Raw genomic sequence first — 16123 nt, 5'->3', positions numbered from 1 at the left:
AAGAGGGGCGTTTCGCGTGAGGGAATCCATCCGGTTGAGACTCGACGTCTCCTACGACGGGGCCGAGTTCTCGGGGTGGGCGGTGCAGCCGGGCCGGCGGACGGTCGCCGGGGCACTGACCGAGGCACTGGGCCGGCTCCTGGGTGCGGAGACGCCGCTCGGACTGACCGTGGCCGGCCGAACCGACGCCGGCGTGCACGCGACCGGGCAGGTGTGCCACGTGGACATCCGGTCGGAGCAGTGGACGGAGCTCGAGGCCTCGCTGCTGCGTCGACTCGCGGCCCTGATGCCGCCGGACGCCCGGGTGCGCGCGGTCACCCCGGTGCCGGACACTTTCGACGCCCGGTTCTCCGCGACCTTCCGGCGGTACGAATACCGGGTCGCCGACACACCGTGGGGACCCGAGCCGTTGCGTCGGTACGACACGCTCGGCTGGGTCCGCCCGCTCGATGTGGACCGGCTCAACGCCGCCGCGTACGCCCTGGTGGGGGAGCACGACTACGCGGCCTACTGCAAGCGCAAGGAACACGCGACCACGGTGCGGGCGATCACCCGGCTCGACTGGCGCCGCGATCCGGACGGGATCTGTGTGGCGACCGTGCAGGCCGACGCCTTCTGCCAGTCGATGGTGCGCAGCCTGGTCGGTGGCATGCTCGCGGTGGGGGACGGCCGGCGCCCGGTCGAATGGCCCGGCAACCTGCTCGAGCTCAGGGAACGATCCAGCGAGGTGACCGTCGCACCCGCGCACGGCCTCACCCTGATCGCGGTCGGTTATCCCGCCGAGGCCGAGTACGCGACTCGCGCCGACACCACCCGCCGGATGCGTGCCTAGACCGCACCCCTAAGCCGTGTTGCCGCTCCGCCGGGCCAGCATCGTGACCAGGTAGGAGTCGACCAGCTCGGCGGTGATCCGCTCACCTACCGGGTCGTCGCTGGTCACCAGCTTCCCGTCGGTCCGAGTGATCACGCAGTAGAGCAGGTAGTGACCGGTGGCGTTCCAACCGACCTGGGATGTCGGCAGCGTGCCCCGGGTGGCCGGCAGCGTCGCGAAACCGCCGTCCCCGGTCTCCACCAGGTGCCGCAACTGGTCGTCGACCTGGTTCGCGCCCGCCTCGTCGGCCAGGTTGAACAGTCCGGTCGTCACCTCGTAACCGTCGTACGGCGCCGTGGTCCCGCCCCGGACCACCTGGCTGCAGCCGTGCGCGACCAGCAGCGCGCCCAGCGCCCCGGTGGTGGCCGTCCGGCAGTCGGTGTCGGTGTGGGTCGTCGTGATGCGGTAGGGCCGGGCCGCGGGCGGCCGCACCTCCCGCCGATCGGGGAAGACTTCCTCGATCGTGAGCGGCGCGGTGTCGACCGAGCGGGAGGCGAGCGGATCGGTCCTCGGCCCGGTGGCGGCCTCGGCGTCCGGCCGGCGATCGCCGCCCAGCGCGAAGAACGCGGTCATCACCACCAGGCCGAGCAGGATCAGCGCGGCCAGCCCGCGGACCAGCAACTGCGCGGTGCGTTCCGGCTCGCGCGGCGCCCGCCGGCGTTGCCGCCGGTTCGGGGTACGCGGCGCGGGCCGATGCTGGCCGGTGGTGCCGTCCACGCCACGGACGAACAGCGCGAGGCCGCCGTGCGCGGTCATGCGGTGTTCGGAGTGGAGCGGGGTCCCGTACAGCATGCATCGAAAGTTAAAAGCGAACGGGCCTCGACGGACGCACAACATGTGCGGCACCCCGCCGGGCGTCGCCCGTTTTCCCGGCGGCAGACTGGCGGGGTGACCGCCGAGCATTACTTCAGCGCCGAACCGTCCGCGCCGGCCCAGCGGGGGGAGATCGAGTTCAGCGTCGCCGGCCGCGACTACACGCTGGTCGTGGCGTCCGGTGTCTTCTCGGCCGGCCGGCTCGACCCGGGCACGGCCGTGCTGCTGCGTAAGGGTGGCCTGCCCGACGCCGCGACCACCGGTGTCTTCCTCGACCTCGGCTGCGGCTACGGGCCGATCGCGAGTGTGCTGGCCACCGAGTCGCCGCAGGCCACCGTGTGGGCGGTCGACGTCAACTCGCGGGCCCGCGAGCTCACCGCGGAGAACGCGGGACGGCTGGGCCTGACCGGCCGGCTGTTCGTGGCCGGACCCGACGAGGTGCCCGATGACGTGGTGTTCGAGCAGATCTGGAGCAACCCGCCCACCCACGTCGGCAAGGCCGAGTTGCACGCGATCATGGAACGCTGGCTTCCCCGGCTCGCCCCGGGGGGAACGGCCTGGCTGGTGATCAACCGCAATCTCGGCGGCGACTCGCTGCACGCCTGGCTCGTCGGGCTCGGCTGGGACGTCGTGCGCGTCGCCAGCCAGAAGGGGTTCCGGGTGCTGAAGGTGAGCCGGAAAACCGGCTGACCTTTCGTCCCGCGCCCGGAAGAATGGCTGCCCATGGGTTACGTGGATGTCGCCGGAGCCGGGTTCGTGCTGCCCGACGGCCGGGAGCTGTTCGCCGACGTGTCGTTCCGGGTCGGTGAGGGCGCCAAGGTCGCGCTGGTCGGGCCGAACGGCGCCGGTAAGACCACGCTGCTGCGTCTGGTCGCCGGCGATCTGCCGACCCAGTCCGGAAGCATCGCGCGGTCCGGTGGACTGGGCGTGATGCGGCAGTTCATCGGCATGATCGGCGACGACCGTACGCTTGCGGATCTGGCTCTTTCGCTTGTCGAACCGCCCCTGCGCGCCGCCGGTGCGAAGCTCGCCGCGGCCGCGGCGGCCCTCGACGAGACCGAGCGCACCCAGCTCGGTTACGCCAATGCCCTCGCGCACTGGGGTGAGGTGGGTGGCTATGAGGCCGAGGTCCTCTTCGACACGGTGGCGGTCGCGATCCTCGACAAGACCTGGGATCAGGTGCGGCACCGTCCGGTGCGGACACTCTCCGGTGGCCAGCAGAAACGGTTCGCCCTCGATCTGTTGCTACGCGGCCGGGACGAGGTGCTGCTGCTCGACGAGCCGGACAACTTCCTCGACGTGCCCGGCAAGCGCTGGCTCGAGCAACGGCTCAAGGAGTCGGCGAAGTCGGTGCTCTTCGTCTCCCACGATCGGGAGCTGCTGGCGCAGACCGCCGATCGGGTGGTGGCGGTCGAGGGCGGCGGCGCGTGGACCCATCCGGGCGGCTTCGCCTCCTGGCACGAGGCGCGCGTCAACCGGCACGAGAAGCTCGAGGAGAACCGCCGGCGCTGGGACGAGGAGCATCAGAAGCTGCGCGAGCTGATGCTGATGTACAAGCAGAAGGCCGCCTACAACTCCGACATGGCGTCGCGGTATCAATCCGCGCAGACCCGGCTCCGCAGGTTCGAGGAGGCCGGTCCGCCGCCGCTGCCGCCCAAGGAGCAGTCACTGCGGATGAATCTGCGGGGCGGGCGCACCGGGAAGCGCTCGGTGATCTGCGAGCAGCTCGAATTGGAAAATCTCACATTCCCCTTTGATCTGGAGATTTGGTACGGCGATCGGGTCGCTGTGCTCGGCGCCAACGGCACCGGGAAATCGCACTTCCTGCGCCTGCTCGCGGCCGGCGGCTCGGACCCCGACGCGGAGAACAAACCGGTCGACGGGGCGCCGCTCGCCTATGTCGCGCACGGCGGCGTGGCCCGCCTCGGCGCGCGCGTGCGACCGGGCCACTTCTCGCAGACCCACGATCGGCCTGAGCTGGTCGAACGTACCCTCGTCGAGATTCTCTGGCGGGGCGACGACCATCGGTCCGGAATGGACCGGGCGGGGGCGATGAAGGCGCTCAACCGGTACGAGCTGGCCGGGCAGGGCGACCAGCGGTTCGGCACCCTCTCCGGTGGGCAGCAGGCGCGCTTCCTGGTGCTGATGCTCGAGTTGTCCGGGGCGACACTTCTGTTGCTCGACGAACCGACCGACAACCTGGACATGGCCTCGGCGGAAGCCCTGGAAGAGGGGCTGCGGATGTTCGAGGGCACGGTGATGGCGGTCACCCACGACCGCTGGTTCACCCGCTCCTTCGACCGGTTCGTGCTGTTCCAGAGCGACGGCGAGGTGGTGGAGACGCCCGAGCCGGTCTGGGACGTGCGCTAGCGCGGAGCGGCTTCGGGCGGTTATGGTCCGAGACAAGACAACCCCACGGGAGTCCGGTGCACCGGGCTGAGAGGGGGGCTGACGCAGCCCCCGACCGTCGAACCTGATCCGGATCATGCCGGCGCAGGGAGGAGCGTTTGTGTTGTTTCCTCGTCTTCACATCGTCACCGATTCGCTCGACGTCGTGCGTGGGGCGGTCGGGCACGGGCCGGTGGCGATCCAGGTGCGGGTCAAGAGCTGCGACCGGGAGGCATACCAGCTGACCGTGGCGGCGCTCGCGCTGTGCCGGTCGGCCGGAGACGCGTTGTGCCTGGTCGACGACCGGGTCGGGGTCGCCCTCGCGGCCGGGGCCGACGGCGTGCACGTCGGGGCTGATGATCTTCCGGTGGCGGCCGCCCGGGGGGTGCTGGGGCCGGCCGCGATCTTGGGCGCCACCTGCCGCAATCCGGTCTCGGCCCGGCAGGCCGTCGCCGACGGCGCCGACTATCTGGGGGTCGGGCCGGTGTTCGCCACGACCACCAAGGACGGATTGCCGCCCCCGATCGGCCCGGCGGGGTTGGCGGCCGTGGTCGACGCGGTTCCGGGAACTCCGGTGCTCGCGATCGCCGGGATCACGCCGGCCCGCGTGGCTGATCTCCCCGGCTACGGCGTGGCGGCGATCTCGGCGGTGATCGCGGATCCGGCCGGGGCGACCGCTGATTTCCAGCGAGCGCTCTCGACCCGGGGCGACACCGATTCCGCTTCGCCGGGCGGCGCCTCCGCTTCGCGTTTGGCCAACGGCTCGCGCTTGGTGACCGGCTCGCGCGTGGTGACCGGATCGCGTGGCGGCTTTCGCGGGGGTGCCGCGTGAGCGGGACCGTCGCGGTGGTCGGGGGCGGGATCATCGGGCTTGCCGTCGCCTGGCGGCTTCAGCAGGGCGGGGCCGATGTCGTCGTGCTCGACGACGGTGAGCCGGGAGCTTGGCACGTCGCGGCCGGGATGCTCGCGCCCGGTGCGGAGGCCGCGCACGAGGAACCGCACCTGGCCGAACTCCTGGCGAGGTCGAACGAGCGCTGGCCGGCCTTCGCCGCGGAACTCGGCCTGGTCGGCTACGACGACACCGGGACGCTGAGCGTGGCGATGACCGCGGACGACCTCGCCGAGGCCGCCCGGGTCTGGACCCGGCAGCAGCTTCCCCTCCTGCGCCCCTCCGAGCTGCGGGAACGGGAGCCGGTGCTGTCCACCCGAGTGCGGGCCGGGGTCTATGCGCCGGGGGAGGGCCAGGTCGATCCGCGCCGGGTGGTGGCGGCGCTGCGCGAGCGGCTGGCCGGGCGGATCGTGACCAAGCGGGTCGACGACCTGTCCGAGGTGGACGCCGAGACCGTGGTCGTCGCGGCCGGCTGCGGGACGGCGGCCCTCACCGGCCTGCCGGTCCGGCCGGTCAAGGGCCAGGTGCTGCGGCTGCGCGGGGAGCCGGGGCTGGTGCGGCACGTGCTCGAGGCGGTGGTCGACGGGCGGCACGTCTATGTGGTGCCGCGAGCGGACGGCGAGATCGTCGTCGGCGCGAGCCAGGAGGAGCGTACCGACCGCACGGTCACCGCCGGTGGTGTCCACGAACTGCTGCGCGCGGCCCTCGAACTGGTGCCGGACCTCGCCGAATGCGAGCTCGTCGAAACGACTGTGGGGCACCGGCCGGGCACCCCGGACAACGCCCCGCTGCTCGGCCGGATCGACGACCGCACCGTCGTGGCCGCCGGGCACTTCCGGAACGGGGTCCTGCTCGCGCCGATCACCGCCGAGCTCATCACCGGGCTGGTGCTGGGCGGGGACGCGGATCCGCTGCTCGATCACTTCGCGCCGGGGAGGTTCTGATGCGGTTGACGGTCAACGGGCGGGAACTGCTCGAAGCCGGGGACGGCCTGTCGGTGGCGACCCTCGTCGAGCGGCTCACCGAGGCGCGGCGCGGGGTGGCGGTCGCGGTGAACGGGACTGTCGTTCCCCGCAGCACCTGGGACCAGGCGCGACTCGCGGACGGCGACGCCGTCGAGGTGCTCACCGCCGCGCAGGGAGGGTGACGATGTTCTTCGGAGACTCACGGCTCATCCTCGGGACCGGCGGGGCGAACAGTCTCAGCGCCCTCGAGGAGGCCATCCGCGCTTCCGGGACCGAGCTGGTCACGGTCGCGCTGCGCCGGGTGGACGCGGCCGGGCCGGGACTGCTGCCGATGCTCGATCGGCTGGGCGTGCGGATCCTGCCCAACACGGCCGGCTGCTACACCGCCGGCGACGCGATCAAGACGGCGCACCTGGCTCGGGACGCGTTCGAGACCGACCTGCTCAAGCTCGAGGTGATCGGCGACGAGCGGACCCTGCTGCCCGACGGCGTCGAGCTGCTGGCCGCGGCCGAGAAGCTGGTCACGGACGGGTTCACGGTCCTGCCGTACACGACCGACGACCCGATCCTGGCCCGCCGCCTCGCCGATGTCGGTTGCGCCGCGGTGATGCCCGCCGGTTCGCCGATCGGGTCCGGCCTCGGCATCTCCAACCCGCACCACATCGAGCTGATCCGCCAGGCCGTCGACGTGCCGGTGGTGCTGGACGCCGGCCTCGGCACCGCCTCGGACGCCGCGCTGGCCATGGAGCTGGGCTGCGACGCGGTGCTGATCGCGAGCGCGATCACCCGGGCCGACGATCCGGCCGGCATGGCGACCGCGATGCGGCACGCGGTTCTCGGCGGCCGGCTCGCCTTCACCTCGGGCCGGATCCCGCGCCGTTTCCACGCGCTGGCCTCGACCTCGGACGAGGGACTGCCGCGATGGTGACGCCGAGCGGTCCGGTGCTGCTCACCGACCGGAAGCTCGCCGCCGGCTCGCTGATCAGCGTGGTCGCGCGGGCGGTCCGCGGCGGCGCGGCGTGGGTCATTCTCCGGGAGCGGGATCTGCCGTACGAGCAACGCCGAGCACTCGCGATCGCCATCCAGGACCTGCTGCCCCCGGGCCGGCTGATAGTCGCGGGCCCGGACCCGTTGGGCGCCGACGCGGTCCACCTGGCCGAGGCGGATCCGCTGCCGACCGCCGAGGTCTCGCTGGTGGGCCGCTCCCGGCACGGTGCGCCGGAGCTGTCCATCGAGGATTACGTGACGTTGTCGCCGATCTATTCGACGTCGACCAAGCCGGGTTACGGTCCCCCGCTCGGGCCGTCGCGGGCGGCGGCGCTCGCGGGCGAGGTCCCGTGGCTGGCCCTCGGCGGAATCGACTCCCCGGAGCGGGCGGCCGCCTGCGCCGAGGCCGGCGCGCACGGGATCGCCGTCCTGGGCGCGATCATGCGCGCCGCCGATCCCGAGCGGACCACCCGGATGCTGGCCTCCGCCTTCGCGGGCGCGGGCGGGAAGCGGTTGGGGGGTTCGGCGTGACGTTCTGGAAGTCGGGGTGGCCCGGCGCGGTGGATCCGACACCGCCGGTTGTGTTGACCATCGCCGGATCCGACTCCGGTGGGGGCGCGGGGATTCAGGCGGATCTGAAGACCTTCGCGGCGCTCGGGGCCTATGGGACGTCGGTGGTCACCGCCATCACCGCGCAGAACACGCTCGGGGTGACCGCCATTCATCCGGTGCCGGTGGACATCGTCGCGGCTCAGCTCGAGGCGGTGCTCGCCGACTTCGAGGTGGCGGCGGTCAAAGTGGGGATGATCGGGGATCGGGCGGTTGCCGAGCTCCTGGTCGAACTCGCTCCCCGGCTGCCCAATCTGGTTGTCGATCCGGTGCTTGTCGCCACCTCCGGGGCCCGACTCGCGGCCGCCGCCTCGGTGGCGCCACTTCTCGCGTACGGCTGCGTGGTCACGCCCAATCGGCAGGAAGCCGCCGCCCTGACGGAAAGCCGGTGCGAGACGGCGGAGGAAATGATTTCGGCGGCCGAACGGCTCGCTTCGGGTGGTCCTCGCGCGGTGGTCGTGACCGGCAGTGAACTCGCGGTGGACGTTCTGCACTGCGACGGAGAGACGTCGCTGTTGCGGGGTTCGCCCGTGGAAACGGCGAACAATCACGGGTCGGGGTGCACCTTCTCCTCGGCGGTGGCGGTTCGGCTGGCATTCGGGGATGACATTCCCTCGGCCGTGGCCGCCGCCAAGAAATACGTCGCCGGCGCGTTGCACGGCGGTCGTTCGTGGCGGCTGGGCGCCGGGCCCGGGCCGCTGAATCACTTCGTCTGACAGGCCTTGAGCGCCGGTAGTGGTATCCATGCTGCCGTCGTCTGTCCTATTAGTACTATTTTAGGAGCAAAAATGAGGCGCAAGGTGTACGTCGAAGGCCCGCGACCCGAGATGCGCGTGCCGTTCACCGAGGTCGAGCTGAGCGGCGGGCACGACCCGGTGCGGCTCTACGACACGTCGGGTCCGGGCAGTGACCCCGAGGCGGGACTGCCGCCGCTGCGGTCGGGATGGAGCTCCGGCCGTACCCAGATGGGTTTTGCCCGGTCCGGGATCGTGACCCCGGAAATGGAGTTCGCCGCCATCCGGGAAGGCGTCTCCGCGGAATTCGTCCGCGCCGAGATCGCCGCCGGGCGGGCCGTGCTCCCGGCCAACCGGAACCATCCGGAGTCCGAGCCGATGGTGATCGGATCGAAGTTCCTGGTGAAGGTGAACGCGAACATCGGCACCTCGGCGGTGACCTCGTCGGTTGCCGAGGAGGTCGACAAGCTGACCTGGGCGACGCGGTGGGGTGCGGACACCGTGATGGACCTGTCGACCGGGCCGCGAATTCACGAGACGCGCGAGTCCATCATCCGGAATTCGCCGGTGCCGATCGGGACCGTGCCGATCTATCAGGCGTTGGAGAAGGTCGACGGCGATCCGGTGAAACTGACCTGGGAGCTGTTCCGCGAGACGATCCTCGAACAGGCCGAGCAGGGCGTCGACTACATGACCATCCACGCCGGCGTGCTGCTCAATTACGTGCCGCTGGCCGCGGAGCGGGTCACCGGGATCGTGTCGCGGGGCGGGTCGATCATGGCGGCCTGGTGCCTGGCCCACCATGAGGAGAGCTTTCTCTACACCCACTTCGACGAGCTCTGCCAGATCTTCGCCGACTACGACATCACGTTCTCGCTCGGCGACGGGCTACGACCGGGATCCATCGCGGATGCCAACGACGAGGCGCAGTTCGCCGAGTTGCGGACCCTCGGGGAGCTCACCCATCTCGCCTGGCGGCACGACGTGCAGGTGATGGTCGAGGGGCCGGGCCACGTGCCGATGCACAAGATCAAGGAGAACGTTGACCTGCAGGTCGAGCTGTGCGGCGGGGCGCCGTTCTACACGCTCGGGCCGCTCACCACCGACATCGCGCCCGCCTACGACCACATCACGTCGGCGATCGGGGCCGCGATGATCGGGATGTTCGGCACCGCGATGCTCTGCTACGTCACCCCCAAGGAGCACCTCGGGCTGCCCAACCGGGACGACGTCAAGGCCGGGATGATCGCCTACAAGATCGCGGCGCACGCGGCCGACCTCGCGAAGGGCCATCCGGGCGCGCAGACCTGGGACGACGCGCTGTCGGCGGCGCGCTTCGACTTCCGCTGGGAAGATCAGTTCGAACTCGCCCTCGACCCGGAGACGGCCCGCGCCTATCACGACGAGACGCTGCCGGCCGCGCCCGCCAAGACGGCCCACTTCTGCTCGATGTGCGGGCCGAAGTTCTGCTCGATGAAGATCTCGCACGAGATTCGCGCCCGCGGCATGCGCGACAAATCAGACGAGTTCCTGGCCGGCGGCGGGAAGGTCTACGTCGAGCTGGAACCCCGCGAGACGGTCAGCCGTTCCCTAGACCACTGACCCACTCGGCCACGCCGTCCTTGTCCCGGTCCTCCGGTTGCCGGCGCTCCTTCACCTGCGGGGGCGGGGCGACCGGGGTCGGGTGGGGCAGCGGCGGGCTGATCGGTTGCGGTTCCTTGGCCGGGCTCGCCTTCGACGGTCGTGCCCTGGACGGGGTGAAGCCGTCGAACGGGGTCGGCTGAGACTGCGGCGGCAGCGGGGAGGGCAACGGGGTGGAGGCCTTCGCGATCGCGGACACCGGATCGGGGTCGCGCCTGGGCAGCGGCGGGCGGTCGGGGGTGGGCTTGACCCGGTCGGTCTCCGGCGCCCGGCGCAGCACGGCGGCCAGCACCGAGCCGAGCACCCCGGCCCCGGCCGCGGTCATCGCCGCCCAGTAGGGCACCGACTGGTAGCCGTCGTCGCCCGAGCCCGGGCCGGCGACCAGGTAGGCCGCCGTGAGCAGGGCCGGGCCGGCCAGGCCGGAGAGCGCGATGGTGAGCGTCGAGAAGTCGCGCCGGCGTGCCGTCCAGCCCAGCGCGATCCCGCTGATCAGGGCGAGGACGGGCATGGTGAACAGCGCGGTCCGCCGGGTGAGCGAATCGTCCAGGAACGCCGCGTCGATCACTCCGAGGCGGACGGTGGGCAGCTCCTTGCCGGGCGCCATCGACGGCGCCACCGAGATGATCGCGATCACCCAGACGGCGGTGCCGATCACGAGGAAGCTCCAGCGGGCGACCTGCCGGCTCAGTGCGGCGTACGCGGCGAACAGGCCGGCCACCGCGCCGAGGGTGGCGCAGGCCCCGATCACGAAGACCGGCTCGACCCCAGCGACCTCCGCGGTGCGGGCCGGCTGCATGGTCAGCGGCACCACGACGGCGGCGCCGAGGCCCGCCGTGACAGCGGTGCCGAGCCGGGTGCCGGCACCCGAGTGCTTGGGCAGGTACGAGCGGCCGGCGATGCCACCGAGCACGGCGGCGCTCATCGCGAACCAGGCGACCCAGGCCAGTTGGGCGGTCCACTGGTCACGCGCAGTTAGCTCAAGCACGCGGGTCAGGCGCACGATGCCCAAGCCGTATGCCAACCCGAGCTGACTCGCACCGGCCAGCGCGGCGATGCCGAGCGTGACTCCCAACAGTTTGGCCGAGGTCCGGAATGCCATGACGGGCACGTTACGGACTCCTCCGACTATGTCGCCACTCCGGATCCGGATTCTTAAGACTGGGTTAGATGAGTGACTCTGAGTGAGCGATCGATCTTCCGGTCTCGCTCAGGATGCCAGCCGCCAGCGGCCGGCGCGAGCCACCAGGAGGGTGAGCGCCTGCGGCATCAGCCCGGAGTGGTTGGCCGGGGTGAACCGGATCGGACCGGAGATCCCGTCGGTCTGCGAGGTCTCCAGGATGGCCCGGATCTGGTCGCGGTTGCCGCCGACCCGCGCCACGGCCGAGGCGATCAGGTCGATCGCGTCGGCGGCGAACGAGGCGACACCGGAGTAGCTGCCGTAGCGCGAGACGTAGTCGCGGAACCACTGCTTGCGGGCGGCCTTCGCCGGAGTCGTCGCGATCACGTCGTCGATGGCCAGGATCTGGGTGAACACCATGGTGGTGTTGTTGGTGGCGGCGGCCGCGTCGTTCGGGATGAACATGTCGCTCGCGGCGGCCGCGTCGAAGAACATCTGCCCCTTGAAGACGGCGCTCTTCGCGCTCTTGGCCGCCAGTGCCGCCTGCTCCGGACCGGCCAGCACCAGCAGCGCGGCCGGCTTGGGCTCGGTCAGCGCGCCGACCGCCTGGGAGATGTCGGTGGCCGACGGCTTGACCGAACGGTCGCCGGTGATCGCGATGCCGGCCTTGCCCAGCTCGGCGGTCAGCGCTTCCTTGGCGCCCCGGCCGTAGAGGTCGTCGGTGTAGAGGATGGCGGCGTTCGCGAACTTCAGCCGGCGCAGCTCGGCGACCGTCGCGGCGGCGCTGTCGGCCGAGTTGGGGCCGAGCTTGAAGAGGTACGGGTGGTCCGCGACCGGCGCGGCGACCTGGTCGGAGGTCGCGAGCGCGATCGTCGGGACCTTCTTGTCGTTGATCGTCTTGGCGGCACCGACGATGCACGTGTCGCACCCGCCACCGATGATCGCGGCGACCGCCGGGTCGTCGGCGAACGCACTGATGTTGCGCAGCGAGGTGGTGATGTCCGCCCGGTTGTCCTGGGTACGCAGCTCGAGCTTGCGGTCGCCGAGCCGGCCGGACGAATTCACCTGGTCGACCCGCAGCTGCAGAGCGCGGCCGAAGGCGGCGTCCACCGACGACGAGCTGTTCAGGTCGGCGGCGATCACGACGGTGTCACCACTGCCTGTTTTCGCTTTGTCCGATGTGCAACCGGCCAATCCGGCGACAAGAAGCGTCGAAGCCACGAACGATGCCGTGACGAGGCGGGGGAGCCTCACTGCGGTGCCTCCTCGGAGGGCGGAAACGCGAACCGGCTGCCAACGATGTCCGCCGGAATGTGCGCCGATACGGACAGCTTGTCCGTCTGATCGCGCCAAACCTTGCCAACGTGAAGGCGGCTGGTCAAGCCGGTGCCGGACCTGTTCGCGGGATGGCCGTCCCACATATTGGTTGGAATCTTGACGGTTGCCGGTAGTCGGATTATCACTTTCTGTTGCCGTACGGATATTCGCGCACGTCAAAGCCGCTCCGGTGTCGATTGTGGAGTCGAGCAGCAAGTTACTCATCGGACAACAAGTTTGTTTCCGGGCGCTCTCAGACTTCCCAAACCGCGATGCCGTCTGATGAAATCGCCGGGCCGCAGGCTCCAGTGCGGGCGAAGAGACACGGGAAGACCACGGAGGAGAAGTCGTGAGCACCGGATCTTCGACCCAGGTGGCGGGCCGTGGTGTCTTCCCCCGCCTGCGCGACGCCCGGATCCGAGCCAAGCTGGGTCTCATCCTGGTCGTACCGCTCGCCGCGGTGATCGTGCTCGCCACCGCCCGCCTGGTCGACGTCAGCCAGCGCGCCACCGCGGCCGGTCAGGTCGAGAAGCTCACCGAGGTCGGCACCGACGTCTCGACACTCACCCAGCTTCTGCACGGTGAGCGGATGGCGGCCGCGGAGTTCCTCGCGAGCCCGGCCGCCAAGGTGGACACCTACACCGCGACCGTCCGGGCCACCGACGCCGAGATCAAGGTCTACCGCGACCACCGGCGCGCGCTCGACGACCCGCCCGAGGCCGTCGAGGGCCGCCTGGTGCAGATCGACGACAACCTGGACACCCTCAACGCCACCCGCGACCAGGTCACCAAGCGCGAGGGCCTGGGCGTCGCCGAGGCGATGTCGCGCTACGGCGTGGTGCTCACCGACCTGCTCGGCTACGGCGACGCGGTGAGTCAGTACGCCGGCGACGACGAGGTCGGCGACAGCCTGCGCGCCACCAGCGCCTTCGCCAAGGCCAAGGCCGGTGCCGCGGACTTCGAGGCGATCGCCTACTCCGCGCTGGTCTCCCAGGACGTGTCGGTCGAGCAGCGCAGCGCGTTCATCGCCGCGCAGACCAGCCAGCAGGAGGGCCTGCTCACCTTCGCCGCGTTCGCCAGTCAGGCGCAGCAGTCCCTGGTGGACAACGTGGTCACCGGTGACGCCGTCAACCTGGCCGATCAGGTCTCCATCCAACTCGCCCGAGGTGTGGCCGTCACCCCCGACGAGGTGACCCAGACCTTCGGCTCGGTCGTCGACCTGATGCGCTGGGCCGAGCAGGAGCTCGAGTCGGCGAACGTCAAGCTGGCCGGCGACGAGGCCGACGCGGTGGTCCGGCAGGCCGCGCTCGAAGCGGCACTGGTCCTGCTCGTGCTCATCGTCGCCATCGCGCTCGCGGTCATCCTGGCCCGCTCGCTCAACCTCTCGCTGCGTCGCCTGCGGGAGGGTGCGCTCGCGGTGGCCAACCGCGACCTGCCCGACGCGGTGGCCCGGCTGCGGGACGCGCGCACCCTCGGCGAGAACGGTGCCGAGGACATCATCCGGCAGCTGCGCGACCCGATCCGGCTCACCAGCAAGGACGAGATCGGCCAGGTCGGTCAGGCGTTCAACGTGGTCCACCGGGAAGCCGTACGCATCGCGGCCGAGCAGGCCGCCCTGCGCACCACCGTCTCAGCGATGTTCCTCAACCTGGCCCGCCGCTCCCAGTCGCTGGTCGACCGGATGATCGGCGAGCTGGACAGCATCGAGCGCACCGAGGAGGACCCGAAGCGGCTGGCCCGCCTCTTCGAGCTCGACCACCTCGCCACCCGGATGCGCCGCAACGACGAGAACCTGCTGGTCCTGGCGGGTGCCGACTCCAGCCCGCCGCGCCGCGAGGACGCGCTGCTGGTCGACGCGCTGCGGGCCAGCCAGTCCGAGGTCGAGCTCTACAACCGCATCGAGTTCGGCACCGTCGACACCGACGTGGCCATCGCCGCGCTCGCCGTCAACGACGTCGTCCGCCTGGTCGCCGAACTGCTCGACAACGCCACCCGGTTCTCCCCGCCGACCACCACCGTGGTCGCCGACGCCCGGCGCATCCGCGACTACGTGGTGATCCAGGTGGAGGACCGCGGCCTCGGCATGTCCGAGGAGCAGATGGACCAGCTCAACCGGCGGCTCGCCGAGACGCCGAACGTCGACGTGGCCGCGTTCCGGCTGATGGGTCTGGCCGTGGTCAGCCGGCTCGCCAGCCGCTACGCCATCCGGGTCGAGCTGCGCGCCAACCTGGAGGGCGGCACGGTCGCCCAGGTGATCCTGCCGAACACCATCGTGGTGGTGCCGAACCGCCGGGACGGGCTCGGCGGGGGCGCACCCGTACCCGAGCTGGGGGCCGCGCCGAGCGGGGGCTGGGGCGCCGAGGCGGCCCGGGCCGCCACCGCGACGCTGCCCGCCATCGCGCCCGATCCGTGGCGCGAGCCGCAGGTGTCGGCTCCGCCCACCCCGACCCACCCGCAGCTGCCGATGTTCCCGTCCCAGCGGCCGGCGGCACCGGAGCCCGGCCCCACCCCGAACCGGCCGCCGCTGCCCACCCGGGTCGCCCAGCCGGTCGCCGAGCAGGGCGGGATGAACGGCTTCGTGCCCACGCCGACGCCGATGGCGCCGACTCCCGAGCCGGCCCAGCCGGAGAGCAGCTGGGGGGCCGCGCTGGCGGCGATGCCGCCGGTGCCGGTCCACGAGATGCCCGCACCGGCCGAGGAGCGGACCGACTCGCCGATCTTCGTGCAGATGCAGCAGAGCTGGTTCCGGAACCAGGACACGGCGGCCACCGAGGAGTGGGGGATGCCGACCGCCGGGTATGCCCCGCCGCCGAACTCCGGTGCCGGCGACAAGAAGCCGGCCCCGCCGGTGGTGGCCCCGCCGGTGGTGGCGCCACCTTCGCGGGCGCCCGAGGAAGCGGTGTCACCGGCCCCCGCCCCGGTCGTTTCCGCACCCACCCGGTCCGCACCCACCCGGTCCGCACCCATCTCGGCGGCACCGGCTCCGGTCGCGACCGGACACAACGGCGGGACCGGACACAACGGGGCGGCCGGAAGCAACGGGGCGGCCGGAAGCAACGGGGCGGCCGGACACAATGGATCGTCGGTTCCGCGGCCGCGCGAGGCGGCCGAGGACCGGTGGAGGACTGCGGCCGACGAGGGGTGGCAACGAGCGATGGCAGCGGCCGAGCCGGTCGATGCCGGCACCACTCGCTCCGGACTGCCCAAGCGCGTACCGCAGGCTCAGCTCGTGCCCGGCGGCGTGCAGACCGGGCCGCGCAACCAGAACCGGCGCAGCCCCGACGAGGTTCGTGGACTCCTGTCCGCGTACCACCGTGGAGTGCAACGTGGGCGGACGGACGGCACCGCCGAAACCGCCATCCAGGCTAAGGAGACGGACCAGTGACCAGGCCCCCCACCATGCATGACATGGGCTGGCTGCTCAACAACTTCGCCAACAGCGTGGCCGGCATCGCGCACGTCGTGGCGGTGTCGGCGGACGGTTTGCTGCTGGCATGCTCGCGTGACCTGCCGGCCGACCGGGCCGACCAGCTCGCCGCCATCACCTCCGGCGTGGTCAGCCTGACCGAGGGCGCGTCGCGCATGTTCAACGCCGGCGACGTCCAGCAGACCATCATCGAGATGGACAGCGGATACCTCTTCCTCATGTCGGTCAGCGACGGTTCGTCGATGGCCGTCCTCGCCGCGCGCAGCTGCGACGTCGGCCAGGTCGGCTACGAGATGGCGCTGCTGGTCGAGCGGGTCGGTGCCGCACTGACCCCCGCTCCCCGTGAGACCGTGAGTCATTAGCCG

General features: G+C 71.3%; 14 protein-coding genes, 1 pseudogene and 1 riboswitch. Of the genes and pseudogenes, 12 read left to right on the top strand and 3 right to left on the bottom strand.

Translation table 11 applies throughout. The annotated features are described in order from the left end of the window. Nucleotides 1-16: 16 nt before the first annotated feature. Nucleotides 17-832, top strand: a complete 816-nt coding sequence (gene truA, locus Afe05nite_RS09230) for a tRNA pseudouridine(38-40) synthase TruA (RefSeq protein WP_203816561.1) — start codon at nucleotides 17-19, stop codon at nucleotides 830-832. A gap of 9 nt (nucleotides 833-841) precedes the next feature. On the opposite strand, the gene Afe05nite_RS09225 is transcribed toward truA, so the two are convergent. Then, nucleotides 842-1663 (bottom strand): hypothetical protein, encoded by an 822-nt coding sequence (locus tag Afe05nite_RS09225; protein WP_203816560.1) that lies wholly within the window; start codon nucleotides 1661-1663, stop codon nucleotides 842-844. Between the two features lie 96 nt (nucleotides 1664-1759). On the opposite strand from Afe05nite_RS09225, the gene Afe05nite_RS09220 reads away from it, so the two are divergent. The 9 genes and pseudogenes from Afe05nite_RS09220 to thiC all read left to right on the top strand — a co-directional run bounded on the left by Afe05nite_RS09220 (nucleotide 1760) and on the right by thiC (nucleotide 9858). Continuing rightward, nucleotides 1760-2374 (top strand): class I SAM-dependent methyltransferase, encoded by a 615-nt coding sequence (locus Afe05nite_RS09220; protein WP_203816559.1) that lies wholly within the window; start codon nucleotides 1760-1762, stop codon nucleotides 2372-2374. Between the two features lie 33 nt (nucleotides 2375-2407). Continuing rightward, nucleotides 2408-4054, top strand: a complete 1647-nt coding sequence (locus tag Afe05nite_RS09215) for an ABC-F family ATP-binding cassette domain-containing protein (RefSeq protein WP_203816558.1) — start codon at nucleotides 2408-2410, stop codon at nucleotides 4052-4054. Nucleotides 4055-4089: 35 nt separating this feature from the next. Next, nucleotides 4090-4201: riboswitch (TPP riboswitch) on the top strand. After that, nucleotides 4170-4772, top strand: a pseudogene (locus Afe05nite_RS09210) (thiamine phosphate synthase); the annotation flags it as partial. (Overlaps the previous riboswitch by 32 nt.) 128 nt (nucleotides 4773-4900) lie before the next feature. Continuing rightward, nucleotides 4901-5905: a glycine oxidase ThiO gene (thiO, locus tag Afe05nite_RS09205; RefSeq protein ID WP_203816556.1), complete on the top strand. Its 1005-nt coding sequence runs from the start codon at nucleotides 4901-4903 to the stop codon at nucleotides 5903-5905. Next, a complete protein-coding gene (gene thiS, locus Afe05nite_RS09200; protein ID WP_203816555.1) occupies nucleotides 5905-6108 on the top strand; it encodes a sulfur carrier protein ThiS in 204 nt (67 codons plus the stop codon). The genes thiO and thiS overlap by 1 nt, the downstream gene beginning before the upstream one ends. A gap of 2 nt (nucleotides 6109-6110) precedes the next feature. Continuing rightward, on the top strand, nucleotides 6111-6854 hold the full coding sequence (locus Afe05nite_RS09195; RefSeq protein ID WP_203816554.1) for a thiazole synthase: 744 nt from the start codon (nucleotides 6111-6113) through the stop codon (nucleotides 6852-6854). Continuing rightward, complete coding sequence (locus Afe05nite_RS09190) at nucleotides 6848-7444, top strand: thiamine phosphate synthase (protein WP_203816553.1); 597 nt, start codon at nucleotides 6848-6850, stop codon at nucleotides 7442-7444. The genes Afe05nite_RS09195 and Afe05nite_RS09190 overlap by 7 nt, the downstream gene beginning before the upstream one ends. Next, complete coding sequence (thiD, locus tag Afe05nite_RS09185) at nucleotides 7441-8238, top strand: bifunctional hydroxymethylpyrimidine kinase/phosphomethylpyrimidine kinase (protein WP_239117668.1); 798 nt, start codon at nucleotides 7441-7443, stop codon at nucleotides 8236-8238. Before Afe05nite_RS09190 ends, thiD begins: the two co-directional genes overlap by 4 nt. A gap of 72 nt (nucleotides 8239-8310) precedes the next feature. Continuing rightward, nucleotides 8311-9858 (top strand): phosphomethylpyrimidine synthase ThiC, encoded by a 1548-nt coding sequence (gene thiC, locus Afe05nite_RS09180; RefSeq protein WP_203816552.1) that lies wholly within the window; start codon nucleotides 8311-8313, stop codon nucleotides 9856-9858. On the opposite strand, the gene Afe05nite_RS09175 is transcribed toward thiC, so the two are convergent. Both Afe05nite_RS09175 and Afe05nite_RS09170 read right to left on the bottom strand, forming a co-directional pair. After that, entirely contained in the window at nucleotides 9836-10996 is a 1161-nt protein-coding gene (locus Afe05nite_RS09175) for a hypothetical protein (protein WP_203816551.1), read from the bottom strand. The two genes, thiC and Afe05nite_RS09175, sit on opposite strands and share 23 nt — an antisense overlap. A 108-nt stretch (nucleotides 10997-11104) precedes the next feature. Next, complete coding sequence (locus Afe05nite_RS09170; protein WP_438867848.1) at nucleotides 11105-12268, bottom strand: ABC transporter substrate-binding protein; 1164 nt, start codon at nucleotides 12266-12268, stop codon at nucleotides 11105-11107. A 412-nt stretch (nucleotides 12269-12680) separates the two neighbouring features. On the opposite strand from Afe05nite_RS09170, the gene Afe05nite_RS09165 reads away from it, so the two are divergent. Both Afe05nite_RS09165 and Afe05nite_RS09160 read left to right on the top strand, forming a co-directional pair. Next, the gene (locus tag Afe05nite_RS09165; RefSeq protein WP_203816549.1) at nucleotides 12681-15716 is read left to right on the top strand and encodes a sensor histidine kinase; all 3036 of its coding nucleotides are present in this window, start codon (nucleotides 12681-12683) and stop codon (nucleotides 15714-15716) included. After that, a complete protein-coding gene (locus tag Afe05nite_RS09160) occupies nucleotides 15713-16120 on the top strand; it encodes a roadblock/LC7 domain-containing protein (RefSeq protein ID WP_203816548.1) in 408 nt (135 codons plus the stop codon). The genes Afe05nite_RS09165 and Afe05nite_RS09160 overlap by 4 nt, the downstream gene beginning before the upstream one ends. Nucleotides 16121-16123 lie beyond the last annotated feature (3 nt).

It is taken from the genome of Paractinoplanes ferrugineus, assembly GCF_016862195.1.
GTDB classification, from domain to species: domain Bacteria; phylum Actinomycetota; class Actinomycetes; order Mycobacteriales; family Micromonosporaceae; genus Actinoplanes; species Actinoplanes ferrugineus.
This window is presented reverse-complemented; position numbering and strand designations above follow the sequence as displayed.